We start from the raw sequence: 21,130 nt of genomic DNA, 5'->3' as shown, positions 1-21,130 counted from the left end.
AGATCGATAGCGATCGATCACGCCGCCATCCATTCGTGCGCGGCACGCGCCGCGGCCAGTTCCATCGCTTCGGCAGCGAGAATGCCGCGCGACCTCGCGAACGCTTCGAAGGCGACGCGTGCGGCTTCGGCATCCTGTTCACCCGCGACCGCCGCCCGGCACAGCGCGAGGGTCGTTGCGTAGGTCGGGCTGCGGCTGCCCGTCCATTCGTCGAGAAACTGATAGGCCTCGAAGACGGTGTTTATCTCGCGCGGAAAGCCGAGCCCGACGAAGATTGCGACGGGCTGAGAGAAACGCTTGGCGGGCATTGCTGTGGGCTCCATGAGGTAAGCTGCTTCGACAACGCGCGTCCCGCAGGCCGGTTGCAGCTCGAAAGCGATTTTGGTTCCCGTCGACGGATGCTTGCCCGAAGCCTCCGTGTGTGTTTTCTCGCCCGCACATTAGGAAAGGCTTGCGGATGCGAATCGCAATGATCCTTGCGCTGAGCGCGGCGCTGACTGGATGCGTGACCTCTCCGGTCGACTACGGAGCGAAGCTGTCGCAGCAGGACCCGAAATGGGCCTCGCCGGAATGCCAGCAGGCCCGCATTGCGGCCTCGGACTACGACGTGCGCGAAAAGGAGCATCCCGGCTGGGGTTTTGGCGTGCTGCTCGGCCCGTACAGCATGGGGATGGTGGCGGCGGTGAAGGAGCATGAGCAGCAACAGCGACGGCTTCTTGCCCGCCAGGTGCACCTGCAATGCTCCAGCCAGCCGTTGCCCAAGGAGCTGGATTTCGATCCGGCAACCTACGCGCCGAAGAAGACGCAGTATCCGTAGGCGAAAGCGCGCCGCTGCGACTTCGAATCGGCGGCCGCTGTTTCTTGTTGAAGGCGCAGGTGGGGATGGCCTCGCTTGATGGCGAGATGCTTGCATTCAGCGTTCGCCCCACGCCTTCAGCAATGGTCCGTCGCGGCCATAGACCGGGTCCTTGCGCGGCCGGCTCACCTTCGGGATCATGCGTAGCGCTTCCGCGTGCTGCTCGGGCTTGGTGCATTCGTCATAGGTGCCGGAGGGCGGATAGGCGCCGACGACGAGGAAATCGTCGGAAGCCGAGAGCCGCTGGTGACCGGTGCCGGCCGGCAGGACCGCGACGTCGCCGGCCTTGACCGTGAGCGCGCGGCCCTTGTCGCCGCCGAAGCGCACCTTGGCCGTGCCGCGCGCAATGCCCAGCGCCTCATGGATGCGCGAGTGGTAGTGGACATAATCGTAGATGCCGTTGCGCCAACTGCCGCCCCAGCCATTCGCCTTGAATAGCTCCTCGAAGACGGCTGCCGGATCGAGATCGTCCGGCAACGTCACGGCGCCGCGGTAAACGATCAGCGGCCAGGACGGATGGTTCGGAACGAGGCCGTCGTCCTTGAAGCGGAAGGCATTGGCTTTCCTCTGCCTGACCAGATCCGCGAGCCTGGACGTGCCCGGTCTTGCGATCCCAGTCAGCTTCTCCGCTGCTTTCTTGATGCTCTCGACAATGCTCAAAGCCGGGCCCTCCATAAGTGCCGCTTGCAACGCCTTGCGACCTCGGCCGACTGAACTCAACCCCGTGGGGACGGCCTTGGTTCCAGAGGTTGGCGACGCACGATCGCGGCACGAGCGACCCCCATTGCTTCCCGGCATCGCAGCGGTCAAGCTGCGGGAGGTTGCCGGCGTCCATGCGCGACGCCAGCAATGGCCGCGCGCCCTTCCCGAGGAGGTCAAAATGCGTGCATTTTGCCTTTCGACCATCGGCGTTTTCGTTTCGGTGGTGCTTGCGGCATCCGCCTTCCCGGTGCTCGCTTCAGGCAGCGCGGCAAAGGCCCAAAATCTCCATCAACTGTGCCGCCAGGTGAAGAACGACGATACGACCCGCGCCTACTCGCACGAGCTCTACGGCGGCACGGTCAAGGCGTTCAGGAAGCTCTTTCCGGACGCCAAGGGCGCGCCGGCGGAATCGGAACTGCAGGCGCAGACCAACTACCGCTGCATGGACGGCAAAGTGCTGGCCTGCTTCGTCGGCGCAAACCTGCCCTGCGCCAAAATGAACGCCGCGCGCGACAATCCCGGCGCGGACGAATTCTGCAAGGCCAACCCGAATGCCGACGTCGTGCCAGCCTTCGCGACCGGTCACGACGCGCTCTATTCCTACAAATGTCTGGACGGCAAGGCAGTGGTGACCGGCGAGACCTGGGTGCTCGACAAGCGCGGCTTTGCCGCCCGGTTGTGGGCCGAAGTGCCCTGAAGCTGACCGAAGAGCCGATCCGACGACCTGCAGAAACGGCGCAGCGGCGGCGCGCTTTCCGTTACATCCTTGCCCGGGCTGACCTGCGGCGAAGCAAGAGCGCGATGGCCAAAGCCGGAAGTGTCGTCGCGGCGGCGGCGAGGAAGACGAACCGCAGCCCGGCGGACGCGGCGATCAGGCCGAGCACCGGGCTGCCGAAGCCGAGCGCCACGTCGAGAAAGACGGTGTAGAGCCCCATGGCAAGGCCGCGGCTGCTTGCGGGGAGATGGGCGACCGCCTCGGCGCCAAGGCCGGGATAGACCAGCGAGTAGCCGAGCCCGGTCAGGCCCGCTCCGATTACCGCGACGAGCGGCCCCGGTGCCAGCCAGATCGATAGAAGACCCGCCGCCTCGACCACCACGAAGATGGCGGCGACGCGGGCGCCGCCGAGCCTGTCCGGCAGGTGGCCGAAGCACAGCCTTGCCGCGATCAGCGATGCCGCATAGGCGGTGAAGGGAAGCCACACCGGATGCCAGCCGCGCTCGGCAAAGAGCAGCGCTGCGAAGGACAGGATCGCGCCATAGCCGAGGCTGCTGAGGGCCGCTCCGACGCCCGGAAGCAAGATCGCTTGCGCGACGCTCGTCCAGGACTGCCGCGCGGCGCTGCCGACGGCCTTGACGCCGCGCATCGGCAGAGTGGCGAGCAGTGTTGCAAGGGGCAGGACCATTGTGGCGAGAGCGATCGCGGCGAAGCCCCCGGCTTCATAGAGCGCGGACCCGATCGGCGCGCCGAGCGCCAGTGCCGCGAACATTGCCATGCCGATCCAGGCGATGACCTTGCCGGAGTTCTGTCCGCCGGCAAGCGCCAGGCCCCAGGCGACGCCGCCGGTGATGATGAAGCTCTCGGCCGCGCCCAGCACCGCCCTGCCGACGAAGAGCACCGTAGCGGACGCGATCGGCTGAGCGAGCAAAGCCAGTGAGCCGAGATAGATAAGCCCGGCCAGCGCGGCGCCGACAAGGCCGACCACGACGGCGCGCTTGCCGCCACGCAGATCGGCATAGTTTCCGGCACCAATGCGCGACAGCAGCGAGGCGACGAACTGGCTGCCCGTCACCAGCCCGACGGCGAACGGGCCGAAGCCGAGCCTGTCATGCAGATGCAGCGGCAGGACGGGCAACGCCAGGCCGATGAGCAGGAAGCTGGCAAAGACCGCCGCCATGATCGGCAGCAATCTCGCCATCGTCCGGCTTTCATCGGCTGCAGTGCCCGTCGCGACCATCGCCGGCGCCTAGACCTCGAGCATGACCTTGATCGCGCGCCGCTCGTCCATGGCGCGGTAGCCCTCGGCGACCTCAGTCAGCGGCAGCTTGAGGTCGAAAACCTTGCCGGGCTTGATCCTGCCCTTGAGCACGCGCTCCATCAGCTCGGGCAGGAAGCGGCGCACCGGCGCCGGGCCGCCGAGCATGCGCTTCTGGCCGAAGAACAGTTTCTGGCCGTCGAAGCTCACGCCATGCGGCACGCCGACATAGCCGATGGTGCCGCCGGGGCGCGAGCAGGCCAGCGCCTGGTCGAAGGATTCGGCCGTACCGACGCATTCCAGCACCGAGTCCGCGCCGACGCCCGCAGTCAGTTCCTTGATGCGGGCGATGCCTTCCTCGCCGCGCTCGGCCACGATGTCGGTCGCGCCGAACTCGCGCGCGAGTTTCTGGCGGCTCTCGTGCCGGCTCATGGCGATGATGCGCTGCGCGCCCATCTCGCTCGCCGCGAGCACGCCCATCAGGCCGACGGCGCCGTCGCCGACGACGACAACCGTCGATCCTTGGCGCACCTCGGCCGCATCCGCCGCATACCAGCCGGTGCCGAGCACATCCGAGACGGCCAACAGGTCAGGCACAAGGTCGGCCGGCGGAACCTCGGAAGTCGCCACCAGGGTGCCGTCGGCCAGCGGCACGCGGGCGTAAGGCGCCTGCGCGCCCGACATGAACTCGCGTTGCACGCAGGAGGACTGGAAGCCGAAGCGGCAATGCGGGCAGGTGTTGTCGGAGAGGCAGAAGGAGCCGACGACGAACTGGCCGGGGCGCACGTTGCGCACTTCCGCGCCGACCTCGACGACGATGCCGCAATATTCGTGGCCCATATGCATCGGGCGATCGATCGGCTGCAGCCCGCGATACGGCCACAGGTCCGAGCCGCAGATGCAGCTCGCCGAGAGCTTGATGATGGCGTCCGTCGGGCGAAGGATCTTCGGGTCCTCGATTTCCTCGCAGCGGATATCGCCGGGCTTATGAAGAACAGTTGCGAGCATTTTGCTTTCCTTTTCGTTCGATCGGTAATCAGGCGCGGTAGTCGGCGTCGCTGACATGTTCCAGCCAGTCCACGACCTTGCCGTCCTTGACCTCCTGGAGGGCAATGTGGGTCATGGCCGTCTCGGGCGACGCGCCGTGCCAATGCTTCTCGCCGGGCGCGAACCAGACGACGTCGCCGGGGCGGATCTCCTCGATCGGCCCGCCCTCGCGCTGCACGCGGCCACGGCCGGAGACGACGATCAGCGTCTGCCCCAGCGGATGCGTATGCCAGGCGGTGCGGGCGCCGGGCTCGAAGGTGACCTGCGCGCCCTGCACCCGCGCGGCATCGAAGGGATTGAAGAGCGGATCGATCCGGACCGTGCCGGTGAACCAGTCGGAAGGCCCCTTGCCGGACGGCCTCGTGCCAGCGCGAAGAATGTCCATGGTGATCTCCTTTGCGTTCTCACATGCGTTCGATGCGCAGCGGGAACTCGCCGCGTATGTGCAGGGCCTCTTCGCCACCGTCGAAGCGGCCGAGCCTGATCAGCCCGGGATGGCGGTAGCCGGCGTAGAACATCGCCAGATTGCCCCAGGGCACGAAGTAGCAGAGGTCATAGGGCTGCTCGTTGCCGAACGGGCCGCTGCCCTCTTCGGTCAGCTTGCGCGGCAGATAGGCGATCTTCTCGTTATGCGCGTAGTCGTCGATCGTGAGATCGAGCGGCAGCATGGAAAAGAAATCGCGTGCCGAAGGATTGTCGTAGAGCGTGGCCGTCATGGTTCGGCCATCGAATGTCATTCTGATCTTCATGTCGGCGGGTTCCTGGCTGGCCGGGCCCCTGCCCTGCTGGCTGCGGGCGCGCCGCGGCAGGAGCGTTGATGCGAGCGCGGCGCCGAGCAATGCGCGGCGACTGAGCTTGGGATGGCCGGTCGTCATGGCACGGCCCTACGCCCATGCGCGATGCGGCGAACGCGGCGAGCGCCGATCCGCAAAGCAGCGCCGCGCCGAAGGCAAAGGCTCCCCACCAGCCGACCGTGTCGAAAAGCGTGCCGCCGATCGCGGCGCCGCCGGTAATGGCAAGCTGGATGACGGCCACCTGCAACCCGCCGCCGGCCTCCGCGTCTTCAGGCAGCGTGCGGCTGAGCCAGGTGCCCCAGCCGACGGGCGCGGCCGTGCCGAAGAAACCCCAGGCGATAAGCAGCAGGGCTGTGGGAAGGGGTATTGCGCCGAGGGCGATGAGCGCGAGCGCAAGCACGGCCATGACCAGCGGAATGACGATCAGGATGCTGAACAGACGCGCGCGCAGCAGCCGGCCGATGCACCAGGTGCCGCCGACGCCCGCGAGCCCCATGACCAGCAGGATCGCCGAAAGCGTCGCGACGTCGACCTGGGTGACCCTTTCGAGGAAGGGACGCAGATAGGTGAAGAGCGCGAACTGACCCATGAACAGCATCATGACCGATGCCATGCCGACGGCGACCGGAGGACGGCCGAGAAGAGCCAGGCTGTTGCCCGGCCCCTTCCGCCGACGCGGCGGGAGCGGCGGCAGGCTGAGCCACTGCCAGACGAGCGCCAGGAACCCGAGCGGCACGACCAGGAAGAACGCGCCGCGCCAACCGACATAGGCCCCAAGCAGGCTGCCCAGCGGCGCGGCAATGGTGGCCGCGACGGCGTTGCCGGCGTTCAGCATGGCGAGGCCCTTAGGGACCTGCTCCTCGGGGACGAGGCGCATGACGATCGCGGTCGACATCGACCAGAAGCCGCCGATCGCCATGCCGAGCAGCGCGCGGCCGGCCATCAGGAACGCGTAGTTGGGGGCGAAGGTGACGGCAAGCCCGGACGCGATGAGAAGCACAGTGAAGCCGGTGACTACCAGCCTGCGATCGGTGCGGCGCGTCAGGCCGGCGACCAGCAGGCTGGTCACGACAGCGAAAATGCCCGAAATCGAGATCGCCTGGCCCGCCCGACCCTCGGTGATACCGAGATCGGTCGCGATCGGCGACAGCAGGCTGACCGGCATGAACTCCGAAGCGATGAGCACCGAAACGCAAAGCGCCATCGAGAGCACCGCCCCCCGCATGGCGCGGTCTTTGACAAGCCTTATGTCGTAAGTGGTTTCCATTCGGGGGCATCCTTGCAAACGGGGCGCCGGAATCGGCCACGGCCGCCGCGACCTGCCCGGAAGATATTGCAGTGCAACCAATTCGATTAGAGCAGATAATCCGTATGGACTTATCGACCTGTGATATAAATCGACCAGGAGGTTCTCCATGCAGCGCGGCGACATGAAAGATTTGCTGTGGTTCCTGGCTGTCGCCCGGGAGCGCAGCTTCACCAGGGCGGCGGCGGAACTCGGCACGTCACAGTCGACGCTCAGCCACACCATCAAGCAGCTGGAAGCCCGCCTCGGCGTTCGCCTGCTTACGCGCACGACGCGAAGCGTGGCGCCGACGGAAGCCGGCGAGCGGCTCTACCAGTCGCTCGCCCCACGCTTCGAGGAGATCGAGGCGGATCTCGCGGGTCTGGTCGCCTTCCGGGACAAGCCCGCTGGCACGGTACGCATCACGCTGTCCGACCATGCGCTGGAGACGACGGTCTGGCCGAAGCTCGAGCCGATGCTCTGCGACTATCCCGACTTGCGCGTCGAGCTCTACAGCGACAACGGCATGCGCAACATCGTGGAGGAGCGCTTCGACGCCGGCGTGCGGCTTGGCGAGAGCGTCGACCGGGACATGATCGCGGTGCGGATCGGCCCCGACTGGCGGCTGGTGGCCATCGCCTCGCCGGATTATTTTTCCCGCCGCCCAGTCCCGAGGACACCGCAGGATCTGGTCGGGCATGACTGCATCGGCCTGCGGCAGGCGACGTTTGGCGGGCTCTATGCCTGGGAGTTCGAGAAGAAGGGCCGCGAGCTTCGGGTCCGGGTCGATGGCCAGCTGACCTTCAACTCGACCCTGCCGATGATCGATGCGGCGCTAAGCGGCTACGGCATCGCTTATGTCCCGGAAAACCTCGTCAGCCGCCACATCGCGGACGGGCGGCTGACGCTCGTGCTCGATGATTGGAGCCTGCCCTTTCCGGGCTATCACCTCTATTATCCGAGCCGGCGGCAGCTTTCTCCGGCGATGGCAGTCGTCGTCGAGGCGCTTCGGCATCGGAGTTGAGCCTGGGGCCGGGGGCGGCACGAGCGCCCAGCGCCTGGACGCCCATTGCAGGCTCAACTCGGCAATGCCCGACAAAAGATGCTTGACTCGCCCTGCCCCTTCCGGACAATTGCGTTGTCAGACATCTTACATACGAGAGGGAGGTTTCGTGAGGAGATTGATCGCTTGTTTCGCGCTGGCTGCCGGCGCGCTCGCATTCGTGTCGGCAGCGCGAGCGGGAGAAACCCTGGATCGCGTCACATCCAAGAAGGCCATGGTGGTCGCGACCAACAGCGGCTGGCCGCCGCAGAGCTTTCTCGACGAAAGCAACCAGTTGGTGGGTTTTGATATCGACGTCTCGAAAGAGATCGCCAAGCGTCTGGGCGTGGAGGTCAGCTTCGAGACGCCCGACTGGGCCACAATGACTGGCGGCCACTGGCAGGGCCGCTACGACCTCGGCGTCGGCTCGGTGACGCCGACCAAGGCCCGGGCCAAGGTGATCGATTTCGCCGGCATCTATTATTACAGCCCTTATGTTTATGTGGTCCACAAGGACAGCAAGGCGAAGTCCGTGAACGACCTGAACGGCAAGGTGATCGGTGTCGAAACCGCCACGACTTCGGAAGATTTCATCCGCCGTCAGCTGGAGATCGACGCTCCCGGCCTTCCGCCAGTCGAATACAAGCTGCAACCCGGCGAGATACGGACCTTTGCCGATTCCATGCTGCCATTCGACGATTTGAGACTTGGGGACGGCGTGCGGCTCGACGCAGTCATCGCGCCCGAGCAGACCGCCCAGAACGCCATCAAGAACGGGTATCCGCTGCGCATCCTCGAGGGCGACTACGCCTTCCGCGAGCCGCTGGTGGTGATCGCGGACAAGGGTGACGCCGAGTGGACCACCAAGATCGGCGGCATCATCGACGAGATGAAAAAAGACGGCACACTCGCCACGCTGACCACCAAATGGTACGGCAAGAACTACAGCGCCGACTGACGTTCTTCGCGGGCGGCTTTCAAGGCCGCCCGCTCTCATGCGATTCATCATGACCTATCCCGATACTTACTATCGCCGCACGCTTGCCGACGAGAAGGTCAGACCACCTTTGGCGGGCCTGGCCGAATGCGACACGGTCATTGTCGGCGGCGGACTGGCCGGTCTGACGACGGCGCTGCAGCTGGCCCGCGCCGGGCGCGAAGTCGTCCTGCTCGAAGCCGAGCGCGTCGGCTTCGGCGCCTCGGGCCGCAACGGCGGCTTCGTCAGCCCCGGCTTCGCCACCGGCAGCGACAATATCGCCGCGATGGCCGGCACCGCGGCGGCACAGAAGCTGCACCGATTGTCGATCGAAGGGGTCGAATTCGTGCGCCAGACGATCAAGGATCTCGACATCAAGACGGCAAAGCCTCGCCCCGGAATTATCGGCGTGCTTCGCCATGACGGCGGCGCCGAACTGAAGGCCCACGCCGAACGGCTGGCGCGGGATTTCGACTATCCGCTCGAATATCTCGAGCGTGACCAGGTGCGCGCGGTGCTGCAGTCCGAGCGCTACTATCAGGGCCTGCGCGACGCCAACGCCTTCCACATTCATCCGCTCAACTATCTGCGCTCCGTCGCCGAGGAGATCGAGCGGCTGGGCGGCAGGATCCACGAGGCGTCGAGCGCCGTCGAGGCGAGACTCGACGGCCCGCAAAAGACCATGCGCACAGCAAACGGCGAAGTACGCGCGCGGCAGGCGGTGTTCGCCACCGGCGGCTACACAGGACGGCTGCTCGGCCAGTTGAGGCGGGCCATGTTGCCGATTGCGACCTATGTGATGCTGAGCGAGGAGGCCCCGGAGCTCATCGCCAGCGCCATCGCGACGACCGACGGCATAGGCGATAGCCGCCGCGCCGGCGACTACTACCGCGTCGTGGAAGACGGGCGGCGGCTGCTCTGGGGTGGGCGCATCAGCACGCGGGCCGCTTCGCCGGCGGCGCTGGCCAGGGAATTGCGCCGGGAGATGGTCGGAACCTATCCTCAGCTCGCTGCGCTCAAGACCGAACTCGCCTGGTCGGGGCTGATGGCCTACGCCCGGCACCTGATGCCCCAGATCGGACAGCTGCAGCCAGGCGTCTGGTATCTCACGGCGTTTGGCGGCCATGGCATCAACACCACCGCCATGGCCGGCAAGGTGGTGGCCGAGGCGATACTCGGCCAGTCGGACCGTTACCGGCTGTTCGAACGGTTCGGACTGACCTGGGCGGGGGGGCCGGTCGGGCTTGCCGCGGCGCAACTCACCTATTGGAAGCTACAGGCGCAAGATTGGTGGCGCGAACGCCCCCGCTGACCACAGGGAGATCGACAGGTGATCGGCAGACTGCTGCTCAATTATCCGGACGCCGCGCGTCGCATCGGCATGTGCCTGGCGCTCGCCGCGTTCGCTGCAGGCCTCTACGGGCTTGGCATCAAAGCCGACTGGATCGGCAAACTGGTTCCGAGCTCCCTCGAATGGCTTGCCGCCAATCCCGCGGCAGCGCGAGGCGTTTCGGCGGTGCTGATCGCGCTGATCGCGGCGGCCAACTGGAAAGCCCTGCAGCAACTCGGGCGCAAACAGCAGATCGTGGCGGTGTGGATCGAGCTGTTCGTGCTGCTGATGCTGTTCTTCTATTCCTTCGACCTGTCGTTCTCTTTCATTGCCAGGAAGATCGGCTTCCTCGTCTCGCAGGGCGTGGTGACGACGCTCTACATCTCCGCCATTTCGATCGCCATCGCCACGGTCATCGCCTTCATCGGCGCCATAGCCAAGCTCTCCAAGAACGGCGTCGTCTATGGCCTGGCAACGTTCTACACCTCGCTGTTCCGCGGGCTGCCGTTGCTGATGCAGATCTACATCATCTATCTCGGCCTGCCGCAGGTCGGCTACGTGATCGGGGCCGTGCCCGCCGGCATCATGGCGCTGTCGCTTTGCTACGGCGCCTACATGACCGAAATTTTCCGGGCCGGCATCGAAAGCATTCCGCGCGGCCAGACGGAGGGCGCCACCGCGCTTGGCCTCAGCCCCAACCAGACGATGTTCCTGGTGATCCTGCCGCAAGCGATGCGCGTCATCGTTCCCCCGACCGGCAACCAGTTCATCGCGATGCTGAAGGATTCCTCGCTGATTTCGGTGGTCGGCGTATGGGAGATCATGTATCTGGCGCGCACGCAGGGCCAGACCGAGTTCCGGCACATCGAGATGCTGATCACCGCCTCGATGATCTACTGGCTGCTGTCGATCGGGCTCGAATTCCTGCAGTCCCGCATCGAGGAACGGTTCGGGCGCTCGCTGAAGCGCTGAACTTCAGTGCGGCATTCCCTCCTGGGGGAAGCCGCCGAGATGGCAGCAGGTCAGCGCGGCGCGATCGCGGCCGCTTTCGAGACATTGCAACAGCGGCTTTTTGGCCAGCCAGGCGTGGAGAAAGCCGGCAATGAAACTGTCGCCGGCGCCGGTCGTGTCGACGACCTCGACCGGACGGATGCCGGTCTCGGCGCGCTCGCGGGCAGTGAACGCCATCGACCCCTCGGCACCGCGCATGACGACGGCGCAGCCTGCGCCGCGCGACAGAAGATCCGCCGCCATCGCCGCCGCGGCACCATAGGGTTCGCCGGTCGAGCAGAAGGCTATGCTCAGGCCCTCGACGCCGAGATTGGCCGGATCGGCGTTGACCGAAATGTCCTGCGAGACGCTGACGCCTGCCCGCGACAGGCGCCTGCGCAAGGCGCCGCCGTCATCCAGCCAGCCGATATGGACGTGATCCATCGCCTCCAGGATCGCAAGTTCGGCCTCGTGCGGCGCGTATCCGGCGCAGGCGCCGAAATCCTCGGCGGCGATCAGCCGCTCACCTGACGGCAACACTTTGATGTCGGTCCAGGCGGTGTTGCGGTCGCCGACGCGCAGGTGGTCGACCACGACCCGATTGGCTTCGAGCTCGGCGCGGGTGCGCTCGCCTTCGGCGTCGCGGCCGACGGCACCGAAATAGAAGCTCCTATTGCCAAGCCGGGCGAGCTGGACGGCGACGTTGAGCGCGTTGCCGCCGACCAGCGAGCGCCCGATCGGCAAGCCGAGGCGGTCAGTGCAATTGTCGCCGACGGCGGCAAATCGAAATCGAGCCGTCATATCCCCCTCTGCTACGCCATGAAGCGCTGCCGCTAAAGGCACGCGCTCAATAGGCTACGCGTTTATAGTAGCGGCGCGTCGTCAGCGGGTGGTTGCGGATCACCTCGAGATGAGCGCTGACGCGTTCGAGGGCGGTGGCCAGCACGACCGGCGAAACCAGCGCGCGCACGTCCGCAGAAATGCCGGGCAGTTCGAAGGCGGCCGTGTCGAGCACCGTCGTCTTGTCCGTGTAGTTAGCTGCGAAATTCTCGACCCGCTCGGCCAGCGGCCGGGCGCTGTCCTCGCCCTTGAAGAGAACAACGCTCACGTCTTTTTCCACCAGTTCCAGCGTGCCGTGGAAAAAATCGGAGGCATGCACCGGACGGGTCCGGATCCATTGCATCTCTTCCAGGATGCACATGCCGTAATACCAAGCCTGCGGCCAGACGTTCCCGGCGCCGGTTATGATGTGATAGTCGGAGGCGGCCAGGTTTTGGGCGAAGTCGGCGGCTTGCTTTTCATAGCTCCGCTTCACCTCCAGCAGCAATCGCGGCAACTGCGCCAACTCGGCGAAAATCCGCTCGGATTCGGCCAGCTCGCCGCGATGCTTCAGCACCGAAAGCGCAAAGAACAGCGACTGGAGGTAGAAGGACTCGCAGGAGGTGTCGTCTTCAGCGAAGTTGACGAATACGTGGTCCCCGCCCCTGCCGAGCGGCGTCTCCTCATGCCCAACCAGCGCGATCACCGTCGCTCCGATCTCCTTGATCCTAGCCAGCAGCGCCACGCTTTCCTTGGTAGTGCCCGAGAGCGAGGGCAGCACGACGATCGACTTCTCGGTCAGGTGCACGGATTGGGCAAGCTGCAGCTCGGCAGTGATTTCGACGAAGGCGGGAAAGCCGGACCGGCGCTGCAGCAATTGCGCGGCCGGATGCATCAGAATCGCCGCGCCGCCGGTGCCGAGGAAGAAGATGTTTTGAGCCCCGCCGGCGAGACATTGCGCAACGGCGGTTTCGATGCGCTCCCGCAAAGCCACCGCCCCCGATTGAATGCGCACAAACCGGGCTTCGTCGAAATTGAGCATCGTTCCCTCGATCGCTTCTGTTGTAAGACAACTGACATCTTCATGAAGGCATTTCAAGAGAAATCTTGCGGACCGGCTCCGGTCCATTTGGGTGTGCAGCATGTGAAGCGGCACGACATGCCCCGCTTGACCTAGCCGCGATTGTCCGACAACAAAAGGAGAGTTGGCACAATGGGGATAACGGACTTGGACGAGCCGCTTCGCGATGCGCGCACATTGGCGGTCCAGCTCCGAGACCGCCTTGCCGACCTGATCAGAAGCGAGGGGCTCAAGCCCGGCGACCGGCTGCCGACCGAGTCGCAGTTGACGCAGCGCTTCCGCATCTCGCGCCCTGCCCTGCGCGAAGCGCTGAAACTTCTCGAACAAGACGGCGTCATTTCCGTCACCCACGGCCTCGGCCGCTTTGTCACGGCGAGCTCTGCCGTGCAGGTCGACCGGCCGATCACGATTTTCGAAAGCGTGACCGACATGTCGCGCCATTATGGCTACGACACCATCAACAAGGTTCTGTCGATCGCCGAGGAAACGCCCGATCCGGTGATCCAGCAGCAATTGCGGCTGGCCGACGGAGAGCGCGTCATAAGGCTGGAACGGCTGCGGCTGCACAACGACGTGCCCCTGATCTACTCGCTGGATTACGTGCCGCGCGGCCTTTTGCCCGGCCGCCTTTTCGACATCGAATGGAGTGGTTCGCTGCTCGCGCTGTTGGAGAAACACCGCCACCAGCCGCGTATGTCGGCCGCCTCGGTTTCAGCCGTGACGCTGCCGGACGAAATCGTGCAGCGCAACGACCTGCGCGATTTCGGGCCGGCGCTGCTCATTACTGAAACCTGTTTCGATGCGACCGGGACACCGGTCGTCTATGCCGCTGTCTATCATCGCGGCAGCCATTTCGCCTTCAGCTTCGCACGGCGGTGACGCCCAACGCCGGCGATTCGGGCCGGCGACGGCGGTGTTCGCCGGGACGCTGCCGATTGGGAATTGAGTTCGAGAAGAAGCCTTCGAATAGGTCCTCTGGTCCACGCGTCTTTTGTTAGGTCCTGGCCAACGCTCTGAGACTCTTGTCCGGCAGCTGCCAGGCCGCGATCCGTGGCGGGGTAGTCCGGCAGCGTTGCGCTCATCTGCATGTCGCCCACGGTCGAGACCGTCACCTCCCCGCCGGATCTCGAGAGCGCGTAGAGCTGTTCGCGGTGGCCCGGCAGAAGCTCACGGAATCCCGGCCGGCGGGCGCATCTGGCCTGCCGCAAACCTACGCCCGACGAGCCGCCTATCCCGGATCCTTAATTAGATTGCGCTCAGTCTCTAAATGGCATATAGATTTCGTACGCAATCTAAATATGGAGGCCGATCATGCGCGTGAGCCGCATTCAGGCTGAGAAGAACCGGCAGACCGTGATCGACGTGGCCAGCCGCCTTTTTCGGGAACATGGCTTCGACGGCATCGGCCTCAAGGATCTGATGAAGGGTGCCGGGCTGACCCAAGGCGCCTTCTACAAGCAGTTCGCGTCGAAGGAGGACTTGGTCGCACAGGCGTCCAGACGGGCGGTGGAGAGTACGGCTGCCCGATGGGCGACGGCGACCGCAGCCAATCCCCGCGATCCGCTTGGGGCGGTGATGGCATTTTACCTCAGCATGGGCCATCGCGAGCAAAGGATCGACGGCTGCCCGGTCGCGGCGCTCGGCTCGGATGCCGCCAGACAGGGGGCCGACGTGAAAGGATCGTTCGAAGCCGGCATCAAGCAGTATCTCGAAATCATCGGCCGGTTGATCGCCGCGACCGATGGCGAAGAGCCCAACAGCAAGGCCATGGCCATTCTTTCGACGATGGTCGGCGCGCTGACGTTGTCGCGCGTCGTCAACGACCCCGACCTCGCTCAGGCCTTTCTGGATGCGGCGGCCGAACAGGTTCGCGACGCAGTCACGGCTTGAACGGCGCGGGACTGACGACCGGGATTGATAGGAGAATAGATGCGACGGATCGTTGTAACGGGCATGGGCGCGGTCACGCCGCTTGCGGCGGATGTCGAGACGTCCTGGTCGCGTCTCCTGGCCGGCCGCTCTGGTATCCGCAGGCTTGCGGACGAGGTGGTGGAAGATTTGCCGGCGAAGATCGGCGGCGTGGTTCCTTCCCTGGAGGATGATCCCCAAGCCGGCCTCGATCCGAACGGTTTCCTGGCGCCGAAGGATCAGCGCAAGGTCGACCGCTTCATCCTGTTCGCGCTGGCCGCTGCGGAAGAGGCGCTTGCCCAGGCGAGATGGAAACCGGCCTCGGAAAAGGATCGGGTTCGCACGGCGACGATCATCGCTTCCGGTGTCGGAGGTTTTCCCGCCATCACCGAGGCGGTCCGGACCGTCGACCAGCGCGGCGTTCGGCGCCTTTCACCGTTTACGGTGCCGTCTTTCCTGGTGAACCTCGCGGCTGGCCACATCTCGATCCGCTACGGCTTCAAAGGCCACATCGGCGCACCGGTAACCGCATGCGCCGCCGGCATCCAGGCGATCGGCGATGCGGCTCGCATCATCCGCGCCAATGAGGCCGATATCGCTTTGTGCGGCGGCACCGAGGCATGCATGAACACGGTCAGCCTGGGCGGCTTCGCAGCGGCACGCTCGCTTTCGACCTCCTTCAATCACCGCCCCGATCAGGCTTCTCGTCCGTTCGACATGTCGCGGGACGGGTTCGTCATGGGCGAAGGCGCCGGCATCCTGGTCATCGAGGAATTGAGCCATGCGCTGGCGCGCGGCGCGAAACCGCTCGCCGAGGTCGTCGGCTACGGCACCACGGCGGATGCCCATCATGTCACTTCCGGCCCCGAGGATGGCGATGGCGCGCGACGTGCGATGGAGATCGCGATTGCCCAGGCCGGCATCTCGCCACGCGAGATCCGCCACCTCAATGCGCATGCGACCTCCACGCCGGTGGGCGACCTGGGAGAAATCGAAGCGATCAAAAGGGTCTTCGGCGCGGATTTCTCGATCGCCGTCAGCGGGACCAAGTCGGCGACCGGACACCTGCTCGGCGCCGCCGGCGGGCTCGGCGCGATCTTCACGATATTGGCGCTCAGGGACCAGGTGGCGCCGCCAACCCTCAATCTGGGCGCGCCCGATCCGGCCGGCGACGGCATAGACTTCGTCGCGAACCAAGCCCGGCCAATGGAAATGGACTACGCGATCTCCAATGGTTTTGGCTTCGGAGGTGTGAACGCCAGCGCGCTGTTCCGGCGTTGGGACGGACAGGCCTGAACGGTCGAGCCGCTCCCTGGCTGAGGCTTTTGTTTCGGCATTCCGATTTCCCCACTCCAGCCGCAAGAAAGTGATCTCATGGAAAAGACCAATCCTGGCGTCGCCCTCGTCACAGGCGCATCCTCGGGCATCGGGCGCGCAACAGCCGCAGCCCTCCGGAACGCGGGCTTTCGCGTGTTCGGAACCAGCCGTCGCGCGATCTCCGAACAGCCCGACGGCGTTACCATGCTGACCGGCGACGTGACCGACGACGCGTCCGTATCGAAGCTGGTCGAAGAGGTGCTGGCCGAAACCGGACGCATAGACCTGCTCGTCAACAATGCCGGCATCGGCCTGCTCGGCGGCGCGGAGGAATCCTCGACTGCGCAGGCTCAGGCGCTGTTTGATGTCAATGTCTTTGGTGTCATCCGGATGACCAACGCGGTGCTGCCGACAATGCGACGCCAACGGAGCGGCAGAATCGTGAATTTGAGTTCCGTGCTGGGCCTGATTCCGGCTCCCTATTCCGCTCTCTATGCGTCGACCAAGCATGCGATCGAAGGCTATTCAGAATCGCTGGACCATGAACTGCGCTCGTTCGGAATTCGCGTGGTGCTGGTCGAGCCCGCCTACACCCGCACGTCGTTTGAAGAAAATCTCGCCAGGCCCGATCAGTTGCTGGACATCTATGGCACCGCGCGCGCCGGCATGGATGTGGTTCTGCGGAAAGCCATCGAGACAGGCGATGCGCCCGAGATCGTGGCCAAGACGGTCTTGCAAGCGGCGACCGCCTCCGTTCCACGGAGGCGCTATGCTGCCGGAAAAATGGCTCGCCAGATCAGCTTGCTGCGCCGTTTCGTTCCCGAATCCGCCTTCGACAAGAGCCTGCGAAAGCAAAACGGCCTGCCGGCCTGATATCCAAGTCGCCGACAGGGTCCTTCGAGGCTCTCTGACACAGGAGTTGGGCAGCCGCAGCCGCCCACCCCCTTAGGCGGCGCTGCCGGTTCGGCGCGACGGGAGTTGCCCGGGATCACAGGCGGCCCTTGCGGCGGCAGAGGTGTCGAAATGCCTCGGCTCGAAGGCCAGCGCATCGTGCATGGGAAGCGCTGCCGAGAAGAGGAAGCCCTGCCCGATCATGCAATCGAGCGAGCGCAGGATCAGGCGATCGGCGTCCGTTTCGACCCCCTCCGCCATGACCTCTATGCCAAGCGTTCGTCCGAGATCAATGACCGCCTTGACCAGCGCCTGATCTTCCACGGACTTGGCCAGATCGCGAACGAAGTCCTTGTCGATCTTGATCTTGCGGATCCGACTGTCCTTCAGCGAAACCAGGGTCGAAAAGCCGGTGCCGAAATCGTCCAGCACGATCGATATGCCCGCGTCCGCCAGGCGTTCCAGCTTTTCGTCGACCCGGGCGCGATCCACGGGCGCCTCTTCGGTGATCTCTATCTCGAGCATGGCCGCGGGGACATTCCTCGTCTTCAGGATGTCCAGCATCATATCGTCGACATTGCCTGCCTCGAGTTCACGCGGCGACAGATTCATCGCAACGCGCACATCCTGGCGCCCTTTCCTCGCCAGTTCCTCGATCATGGAGCAGCAATTGAGAAAGACCGTCTCGGTCAGCAGAGAAAGCAGACCGGTTTCACGCGCCGCTGTCACGATCTCCGGCGGGGGAATGGCGCCGTGAACCGGGTGCTGCCACCGCAGCAGCGCTTCGAAGCCGGCGACCGCTTGCGTGTCCAGCCGCACGATGGGCTGGAACCATGAGCAAAGCGTGCTTTTCTCGATGGCTGCGCGCAGGTCGCGCTCGATGCAGTGCTTGCGTTCGAGCCCGTGATCGAGCTCGGCATCGAAGAGGCAGTATTCGTTCCTGCCGCTGCGCTTGGCCGCGTAAAGCGCGAAGTCGGCGCGCAGCAGCATCTCCGTCAGTCGCGGTGTCTCCGATACGTAGATACCGATCGACGCGCCGACACGCACCGATTTCAATGCCGGATCCGGATTGGCGATGGCCGCGATGATCAAGGACGCAAGCTCGTCTATCGAGTGCCCCGAGCTTGCGGCGGGAAAGAGCAGCACGAACTCGTCGCCGCCGATGCGCGCGATCGTTGCCCCCGGCGGCGCGTGGTTCTCTATCCTGCGCGCGACCCGGACCAGAAGGTCGTCGCCGATATTGTGACCATAGGTGTCGTTGACGGATTTGAAGCCGTCGAGATCGATCAGCATGGTCACGAACGGACCGTCGGAAAAACCCATCTCGCCAATTGCGTGCTCGAGCCCGTGCCTGTTGAGCAAGTTCGTCAGCGGATCGCACCTGGAGTTTCGTTCCATCCGGGCCGCGAACGCCCTCGCCTCGTATTTGAGGCGGCTCGTCTCCTTGAAGCGGGTCTGCCCGAGCAGCGAGCTTCTGATCATGCCTCCAAGAAAAAGCAGGACCGTGAGGCCGAGGACGTAGTTCTCGATATTGCCTTTCGCCAACACGCATCCTGCGGCGATCAGAAGCGGCAATGTCAAGAAGTTGATCGAAGCCGGCGCGTATGACGCACCATAGGTGACCGAACCGGCCGACAGGCCGGCGAGGACGACCAGATAGAGCGGCGCCTGGGGAGTGGTGTATCCATCCGACAGCACGGCCAGAAAAGACCAGGCGATGCCCGATGCCAGCGCCAACAGCCCGTAAACGGAAAGCCGCGCATCGACCGGCCTCGACCGGCCATCGGGCCCATTAAAGGCAATTTCCGGCTGGGCGAGCGCCAGTCCTATGCGAGCGCCGTTGATGATGGTGACCGCCGCAAACCACAGAACCGCCGCCGGGCCACCGCCCGAGAGCATCTGCACGGCCAGGATCAGGGCCGAGAGAACCGTGCCGATGGGCATCGAGATGAAAAGGCCCTTCTTCAGGTCAGCGAACTGGTCCCGCAGAATTCCCGCTTCCACGGCTTCGCTTTGCCCCTGAAGGGCTGAATCTGGGCCAGGCTGGTCGGAATCTCTCATGCCTAGTGGCTAAACGAGCGGAATGAAAATCGCGTTAAGGATTTCAGCGACTTACGCCGCATCAGTCATCGATAGGCGAGCGCGACGGTCCGGCCCGCCTCCCCATCGGGGTCGAGGCTGTCCACAACTCCAGCCGCACCGACTGTCCCCCACGCTGCCTCTGCGCTTCGATCTACCCCGGTGTGGCGGGAGCTTGCGAAAATATTTGGGTCCGTTTGGAAACCGATCTGACGAAACTCCATCAAATCATTCGTCGGCCGCTACGGTCACCAAAGGATGGGTGTCGATGTCGTGACAGGCCTCGAACTTTGCTCATCGACTGGCGCAAAGCAGGCCAGGCGATCGTTGATTTGCCCAAACCAGCGTCGGGAGTCAGTCTGGCTCGGTCGGACTCCAATCGAATAGCGCAGGGAGAAAGAAGATGGCTCAAGACCACTCTAAATCGAACGGACCGGATCTGGCCCAAGGCATTGCGCTATCCGACCTTGCCGATGGCGCAAAGCTGGTCGGTCACTGTGGCGATGAACAGGTGCTGTTGGTGCGCCGCGGGACAGAGGTCTTCGCAATCGGAGCGGCGTGCACGCATTATGGCGGGCCGCTGGTCGACGGTCTTGTCGTGGAGGATACCGTTCGATGTCCGTGGCACCACGCCTGCTTCGATTTGCGCACCGGCGAAGCCGTGCGTGCGCCTGCGTTCAGTCCACTCGCCTGCTGGTCGGTGGAACAGCGCGGCGATCGCATATTCGTGGGCGAGAAGCGCAAGCGAGCGGCTCAAAAGCCCGGCAGCGGAGGAGCTGGCCAGTTTGCCGGCAGAATCGTGATCGTCGGAGGCGGCGCGGCTGGTTTCGCAGCCGCCGAAAGACTGCGTCGTGAAGGCCATCAGGGCAGCATCGTCATGCTCAGCGACGACGAGGCGCCGCCCGTCGATCGCCCCAACCTTTCCAAGGATTACCTCGCCGGCAAGGCGCCGTCGGATTGGGTTCCGCTGCGCGGGGAAAGCTTCTATGCCAAGAACGGCATTGATCTGCGCCTCAAGACCAGCGTCGCCGACATCGATGTCCGGTCCGGCGAGGTCGTGCACGCAGACGGGAACCGAACTGCCTACGACCGTTTGCTGCTTGCTACGGGAGCCGAACCGGTCCGCCTCACGATCCCGGGCGCCGATCAGCCACAGGTCCATACGCTGCGCTCGCTCTCCGACTGCAGCACGATTATCGAGGAAGCCGAGACGGCCCGCAGCGCCATCGTGCTGGGCGCCAGTTTCATCGGTCTCGAGGTTGCCGCGTCCCTGCGTGCGCGGAACATCGAAGTTCATGTCGTCGCGCCCGACGAACGGCCGATGGAGCGGGTCCTCGGGCCGCAGATGGGCGACTTCATCCGCAGCCTCCACGAGCAAAATGGCGTCGTCTTTCATCTCAAGGACACCGCGACCGCCATCGACGGCACGAACGTGCAACTGAGCAGCGGCCTTACGCTGACCGCGGATCTCATCGTCGCTGGCATCGGCGTGCGGCCGCGGCTCGGGCTTGCCGAAAAGGCTGGGCTCAGGCTCGACCGCGGCATCATGGTGGATGCCTTTCTGGAGACGAGCGCGCCGGGCGTTTTCGCGGCTGGCGACATTGCGCGATGGCCCGATCCCCACTCCGGCGAAAACATCAGGGTCGAGCACTGGGTGGTCGCAGAAAGGCAGGGACAGACGGCAGCTCTGAACATGCTCGGACAGCGCGAGAAATACACTGCCGTGCCGTTCTTCTGGAGCCAGCATTATGACGTCCCGATCAACTACGTTGGACATGCGGAGCGATGGGACGAGATCGCGGTGGAAGGCGACATCGCCGCCAAAGATTGCCTCCTGCGTTTCAAGCGCAAGGGACGCACACTGGCGGTCGCCTCGATTTTTCGCGACATCGAAAGCCTGAAGGCCGAATTGGAGATGGAACGCCAGAGCGCTACCTGATGAAGCATGCAGAGGCCGCTTAGAGCAGCGCACGCACGGAGGCGGCCGGCGTCGGTCTGCAATGCGCTCAAATCCGACATCCGACCGGAACGGCCGACCGC

General features: G+C 64.7%; 20 protein-coding genes and 1 pseudogene. 11 read left to right on the top strand and 10 right to left on the bottom strand.

The features are described from left to right. Positions 1–17: 17 nt before the first annotated feature. Positions 18–308 carry a DUF982 domain-containing protein gene (locus A9K71_RS08230; protein ID WP_066993037.1) on the bottom strand — a complete coding sequence of 97 codons (291 nt, stop codon included), beginning with the start codon at positions 306–308 and terminating at the stop codon, positions 18–20. A gap of 149 nt (positions 309–457) precedes the next feature. Between A9K71_RS08230 and A9K71_RS08225 the strand changes: the two genes are divergently transcribed. Next, the gene (locus A9K71_RS08225) at positions 458–817 is read left to right on the top strand and encodes a hypothetical protein (RefSeq protein ID WP_066993034.1); all 360 of its coding nucleotides are present in this window, start codon (positions 458–460) and stop codon (positions 815–817) included. Between the two features lie 96 nt (positions 818–913). On the opposite strand, the gene A9K71_RS08220 is transcribed toward A9K71_RS08225, so the two are convergent. Continuing rightward, positions 914–1,516, bottom strand: coding sequence for a cupin (locus tag A9K71_RS08220; RefSeq protein WP_066993206.1), 603 nt, complete (start codon positions 1,514–1,516; stop codon positions 914–916). 220 nt (positions 1,517–1,736) lie between these two features. Between A9K71_RS08220 and A9K71_RS08215 the strand changes: the two genes are divergently transcribed. Then, complete coding sequence (locus tag A9K71_RS08215) at positions 1,737–2,255, top strand: hypothetical protein (protein ID WP_156752611.1); 519 nt, start codon at positions 1,737–1,739, stop codon at positions 2,253–2,255. A 61-nt stretch (positions 2,256–2,316) separates the two neighbouring features. On the opposite strand, the gene A9K71_RS08210 is transcribed toward A9K71_RS08215, so the two are convergent. The 5 genes and pseudogenes from A9K71_RS08210 to A9K71_RS08190 all read right to left on the bottom strand — a co-directional run. Next, positions 2,317–3,513, bottom strand: a complete 1,197-nt coding sequence (locus A9K71_RS08210) for an arabinose transporter (protein WP_066993028.1) — start codon at positions 3,511–3,513, stop codon at positions 2,317–2,319. A gap of 9 nt (positions 3,514–3,522) precedes the next feature. Further along, positions 3,523–4,539, bottom strand: coding sequence for a zinc-dependent alcohol dehydrogenase family protein (locus A9K71_RS08205; protein ID WP_066993024.1), 1,017 nt, complete (start codon positions 4,537–4,539; stop codon positions 3,523–3,525). A gap of 28 nt (positions 4,540–4,567) precedes the next feature. Then, entirely contained in the window at positions 4,568–4,963 is a 396-nt protein-coding gene (locus tag A9K71_RS08200; protein ID WP_066993021.1) for a cupin domain-containing protein, read from the bottom strand. A gap of 19 nt (positions 4,964–4,982) precedes the next feature. Continuing rightward, positions 4,983–5,453 carry a cyclophilin-like fold protein gene (locus A9K71_RS30035; protein WP_066993018.1) on the bottom strand — a complete coding sequence of 157 codons (471 nt, stop codon included), beginning with the start codon at positions 5,451–5,453 and terminating at the stop codon, positions 4,983–4,985. A gap of 25 nt (positions 5,454–5,478) precedes the next feature. Then, a pseudogene (locus A9K71_RS08190) lies at positions 5,479–6,639 on the bottom strand (MFS transporter); the annotation flags it as partial. Between the two features lie 148 nt (positions 6,640–6,787). On the opposite strand from A9K71_RS08190, the gene A9K71_RS08185 reads away from it, so the two are divergent. The 4 genes from A9K71_RS08185 to A9K71_RS08170 all read left to right on the top strand — a co-directional run bounded on the left by A9K71_RS08185 (position 6,788) and on the right by A9K71_RS08170 (position 10,977). Continuing rightward, positions 6,788–7,681: a LysR family transcriptional regulator gene (locus A9K71_RS08185; protein ID WP_066993015.1), complete on the top strand. Its 894-nt coding sequence runs from the start codon at positions 6,788–6,790 to the stop codon at positions 7,679–7,681. A 148-nt stretch (positions 7,682–7,829) separates the two neighbouring features. Continuing rightward, complete coding sequence (locus A9K71_RS08180; RefSeq protein WP_066993012.1) at positions 7,830–8,657, top strand: transporter substrate-binding domain-containing protein; 828 nt, start codon at positions 7,830–7,832, stop codon at positions 8,655–8,657. A gap of 49 nt (positions 8,658–8,706) precedes the next feature. Then, positions 8,707–9,987 (top strand): FAD-binding oxidoreductase, encoded by a 1,281-nt coding sequence (locus A9K71_RS08175; protein ID WP_066993203.1) that lies wholly within the window; start codon positions 8,707–8,709, stop codon positions 9,985–9,987. Positions 9,988–10,005: 18 nt separating this feature from the next. Then, a complete protein-coding gene (locus A9K71_RS08170) occupies positions 10,006–10,977 on the top strand; it encodes an amino acid ABC transporter permease (protein WP_066993007.1) in 972 nt (323 codons plus the stop codon). A 3-nt stretch (positions 10,978–10,980) separates the two neighbouring features. Here the strand turns inward: A9K71_RS08170 and A9K71_RS08165 are convergent, their stop codons facing one another. Beyond that, entirely contained in the window at positions 10,981–11,796 is an 816-nt protein-coding gene (locus A9K71_RS08165; protein ID WP_066993004.1) for a PfkB family carbohydrate kinase, read from the bottom strand. 46 nt (positions 11,797–11,842) lie between these two features. Continuing rightward, entirely contained in the window at positions 11,843–12,856 is a 1,014-nt protein-coding gene (locus A9K71_RS08160) for an SIS domain-containing protein (protein ID WP_066993001.1), read from the bottom strand. A 186-nt stretch (positions 12,857–13,042) separates the two neighbouring features. On the opposite strand from A9K71_RS08160, the gene A9K71_RS08155 reads away from it, so the two are divergent. The 4 genes from A9K71_RS08155 to A9K71_RS08140 all read left to right on the top strand — a co-directional run bounded on the left by A9K71_RS08155 (position 13,043) and on the right by A9K71_RS08140 (position 16,993). Continuing rightward, positions 13,043–13,774 carry a GntR family transcriptional regulator gene (locus A9K71_RS08155; RefSeq protein WP_066993199.1) on the top strand — a complete coding sequence of 244 codons (732 nt, stop codon included), beginning with the start codon at positions 13,043–13,045 and terminating at the stop codon, positions 13,772–13,774. A 432-nt stretch (positions 13,775–14,206) separates the two neighbouring features. After that, positions 14,207–14,785, top strand: coding sequence for a TetR/AcrR family transcriptional regulator (locus tag A9K71_RS08150; RefSeq protein ID WP_066992999.1), 579 nt, complete (start codon positions 14,207–14,209; stop codon positions 14,783–14,785). 39 nt (positions 14,786–14,824) lie between these two features. Further along, entirely contained in the window at positions 14,825–16,099 is a 1,275-nt protein-coding gene (gene fabF, locus A9K71_RS08145; RefSeq protein ID WP_066992997.1) for a beta-ketoacyl-ACP synthase II, read from the top strand. Positions 16,100–16,177: 78 nt separating this feature from the next. Further along, positions 16,178–16,993 carry an oxidoreductase gene (locus A9K71_RS08140; RefSeq protein WP_066992995.1) on the top strand — a complete coding sequence of 272 codons (816 nt, stop codon included), beginning with the start codon at positions 16,178–16,180 and terminating at the stop codon, positions 16,991–16,993. A gap of 72 nt (positions 16,994–17,065) precedes the next feature. Here the strand turns inward: A9K71_RS08140 and A9K71_RS08135 are convergent, their stop codons facing one another. Then, on the bottom strand, positions 17,066–19,015 hold the full coding sequence (locus A9K71_RS08135) for an EAL domain-containing protein (protein ID WP_245299555.1): 1,950 nt from the start codon (positions 19,013–19,015) through the stop codon (positions 17,066–17,068). Between the two features lie 478 nt (positions 19,016–19,493). On the opposite strand from A9K71_RS08135, the gene A9K71_RS08130 reads away from it, so the two are divergent. Beyond that, positions 19,494–21,029 carry an FAD-dependent oxidoreductase gene (locus tag A9K71_RS08130; RefSeq protein ID WP_066992990.1) on the top strand — a complete coding sequence of 512 codons (1,536 nt, stop codon included), beginning with the start codon at positions 19,494–19,496 and terminating at the stop codon, positions 21,027–21,029. Positions 21,030–21,130: the final 101 nt, after the last annotated feature.

Source organism: Mesorhizobium sp. WSM3873 (genome assembly GCF_001672445.1).
Taxonomy (GTDB): Bacteria; Pseudomonadota; Alphaproteobacteria; order Rhizobiales; family Rhizobiaceae; genus Mesorhizobium.
The sequence above is the reverse complement of the archived record's forward strand: the minus strand, read 5'-3'. Positions and strand labels throughout refer to the sequence as shown.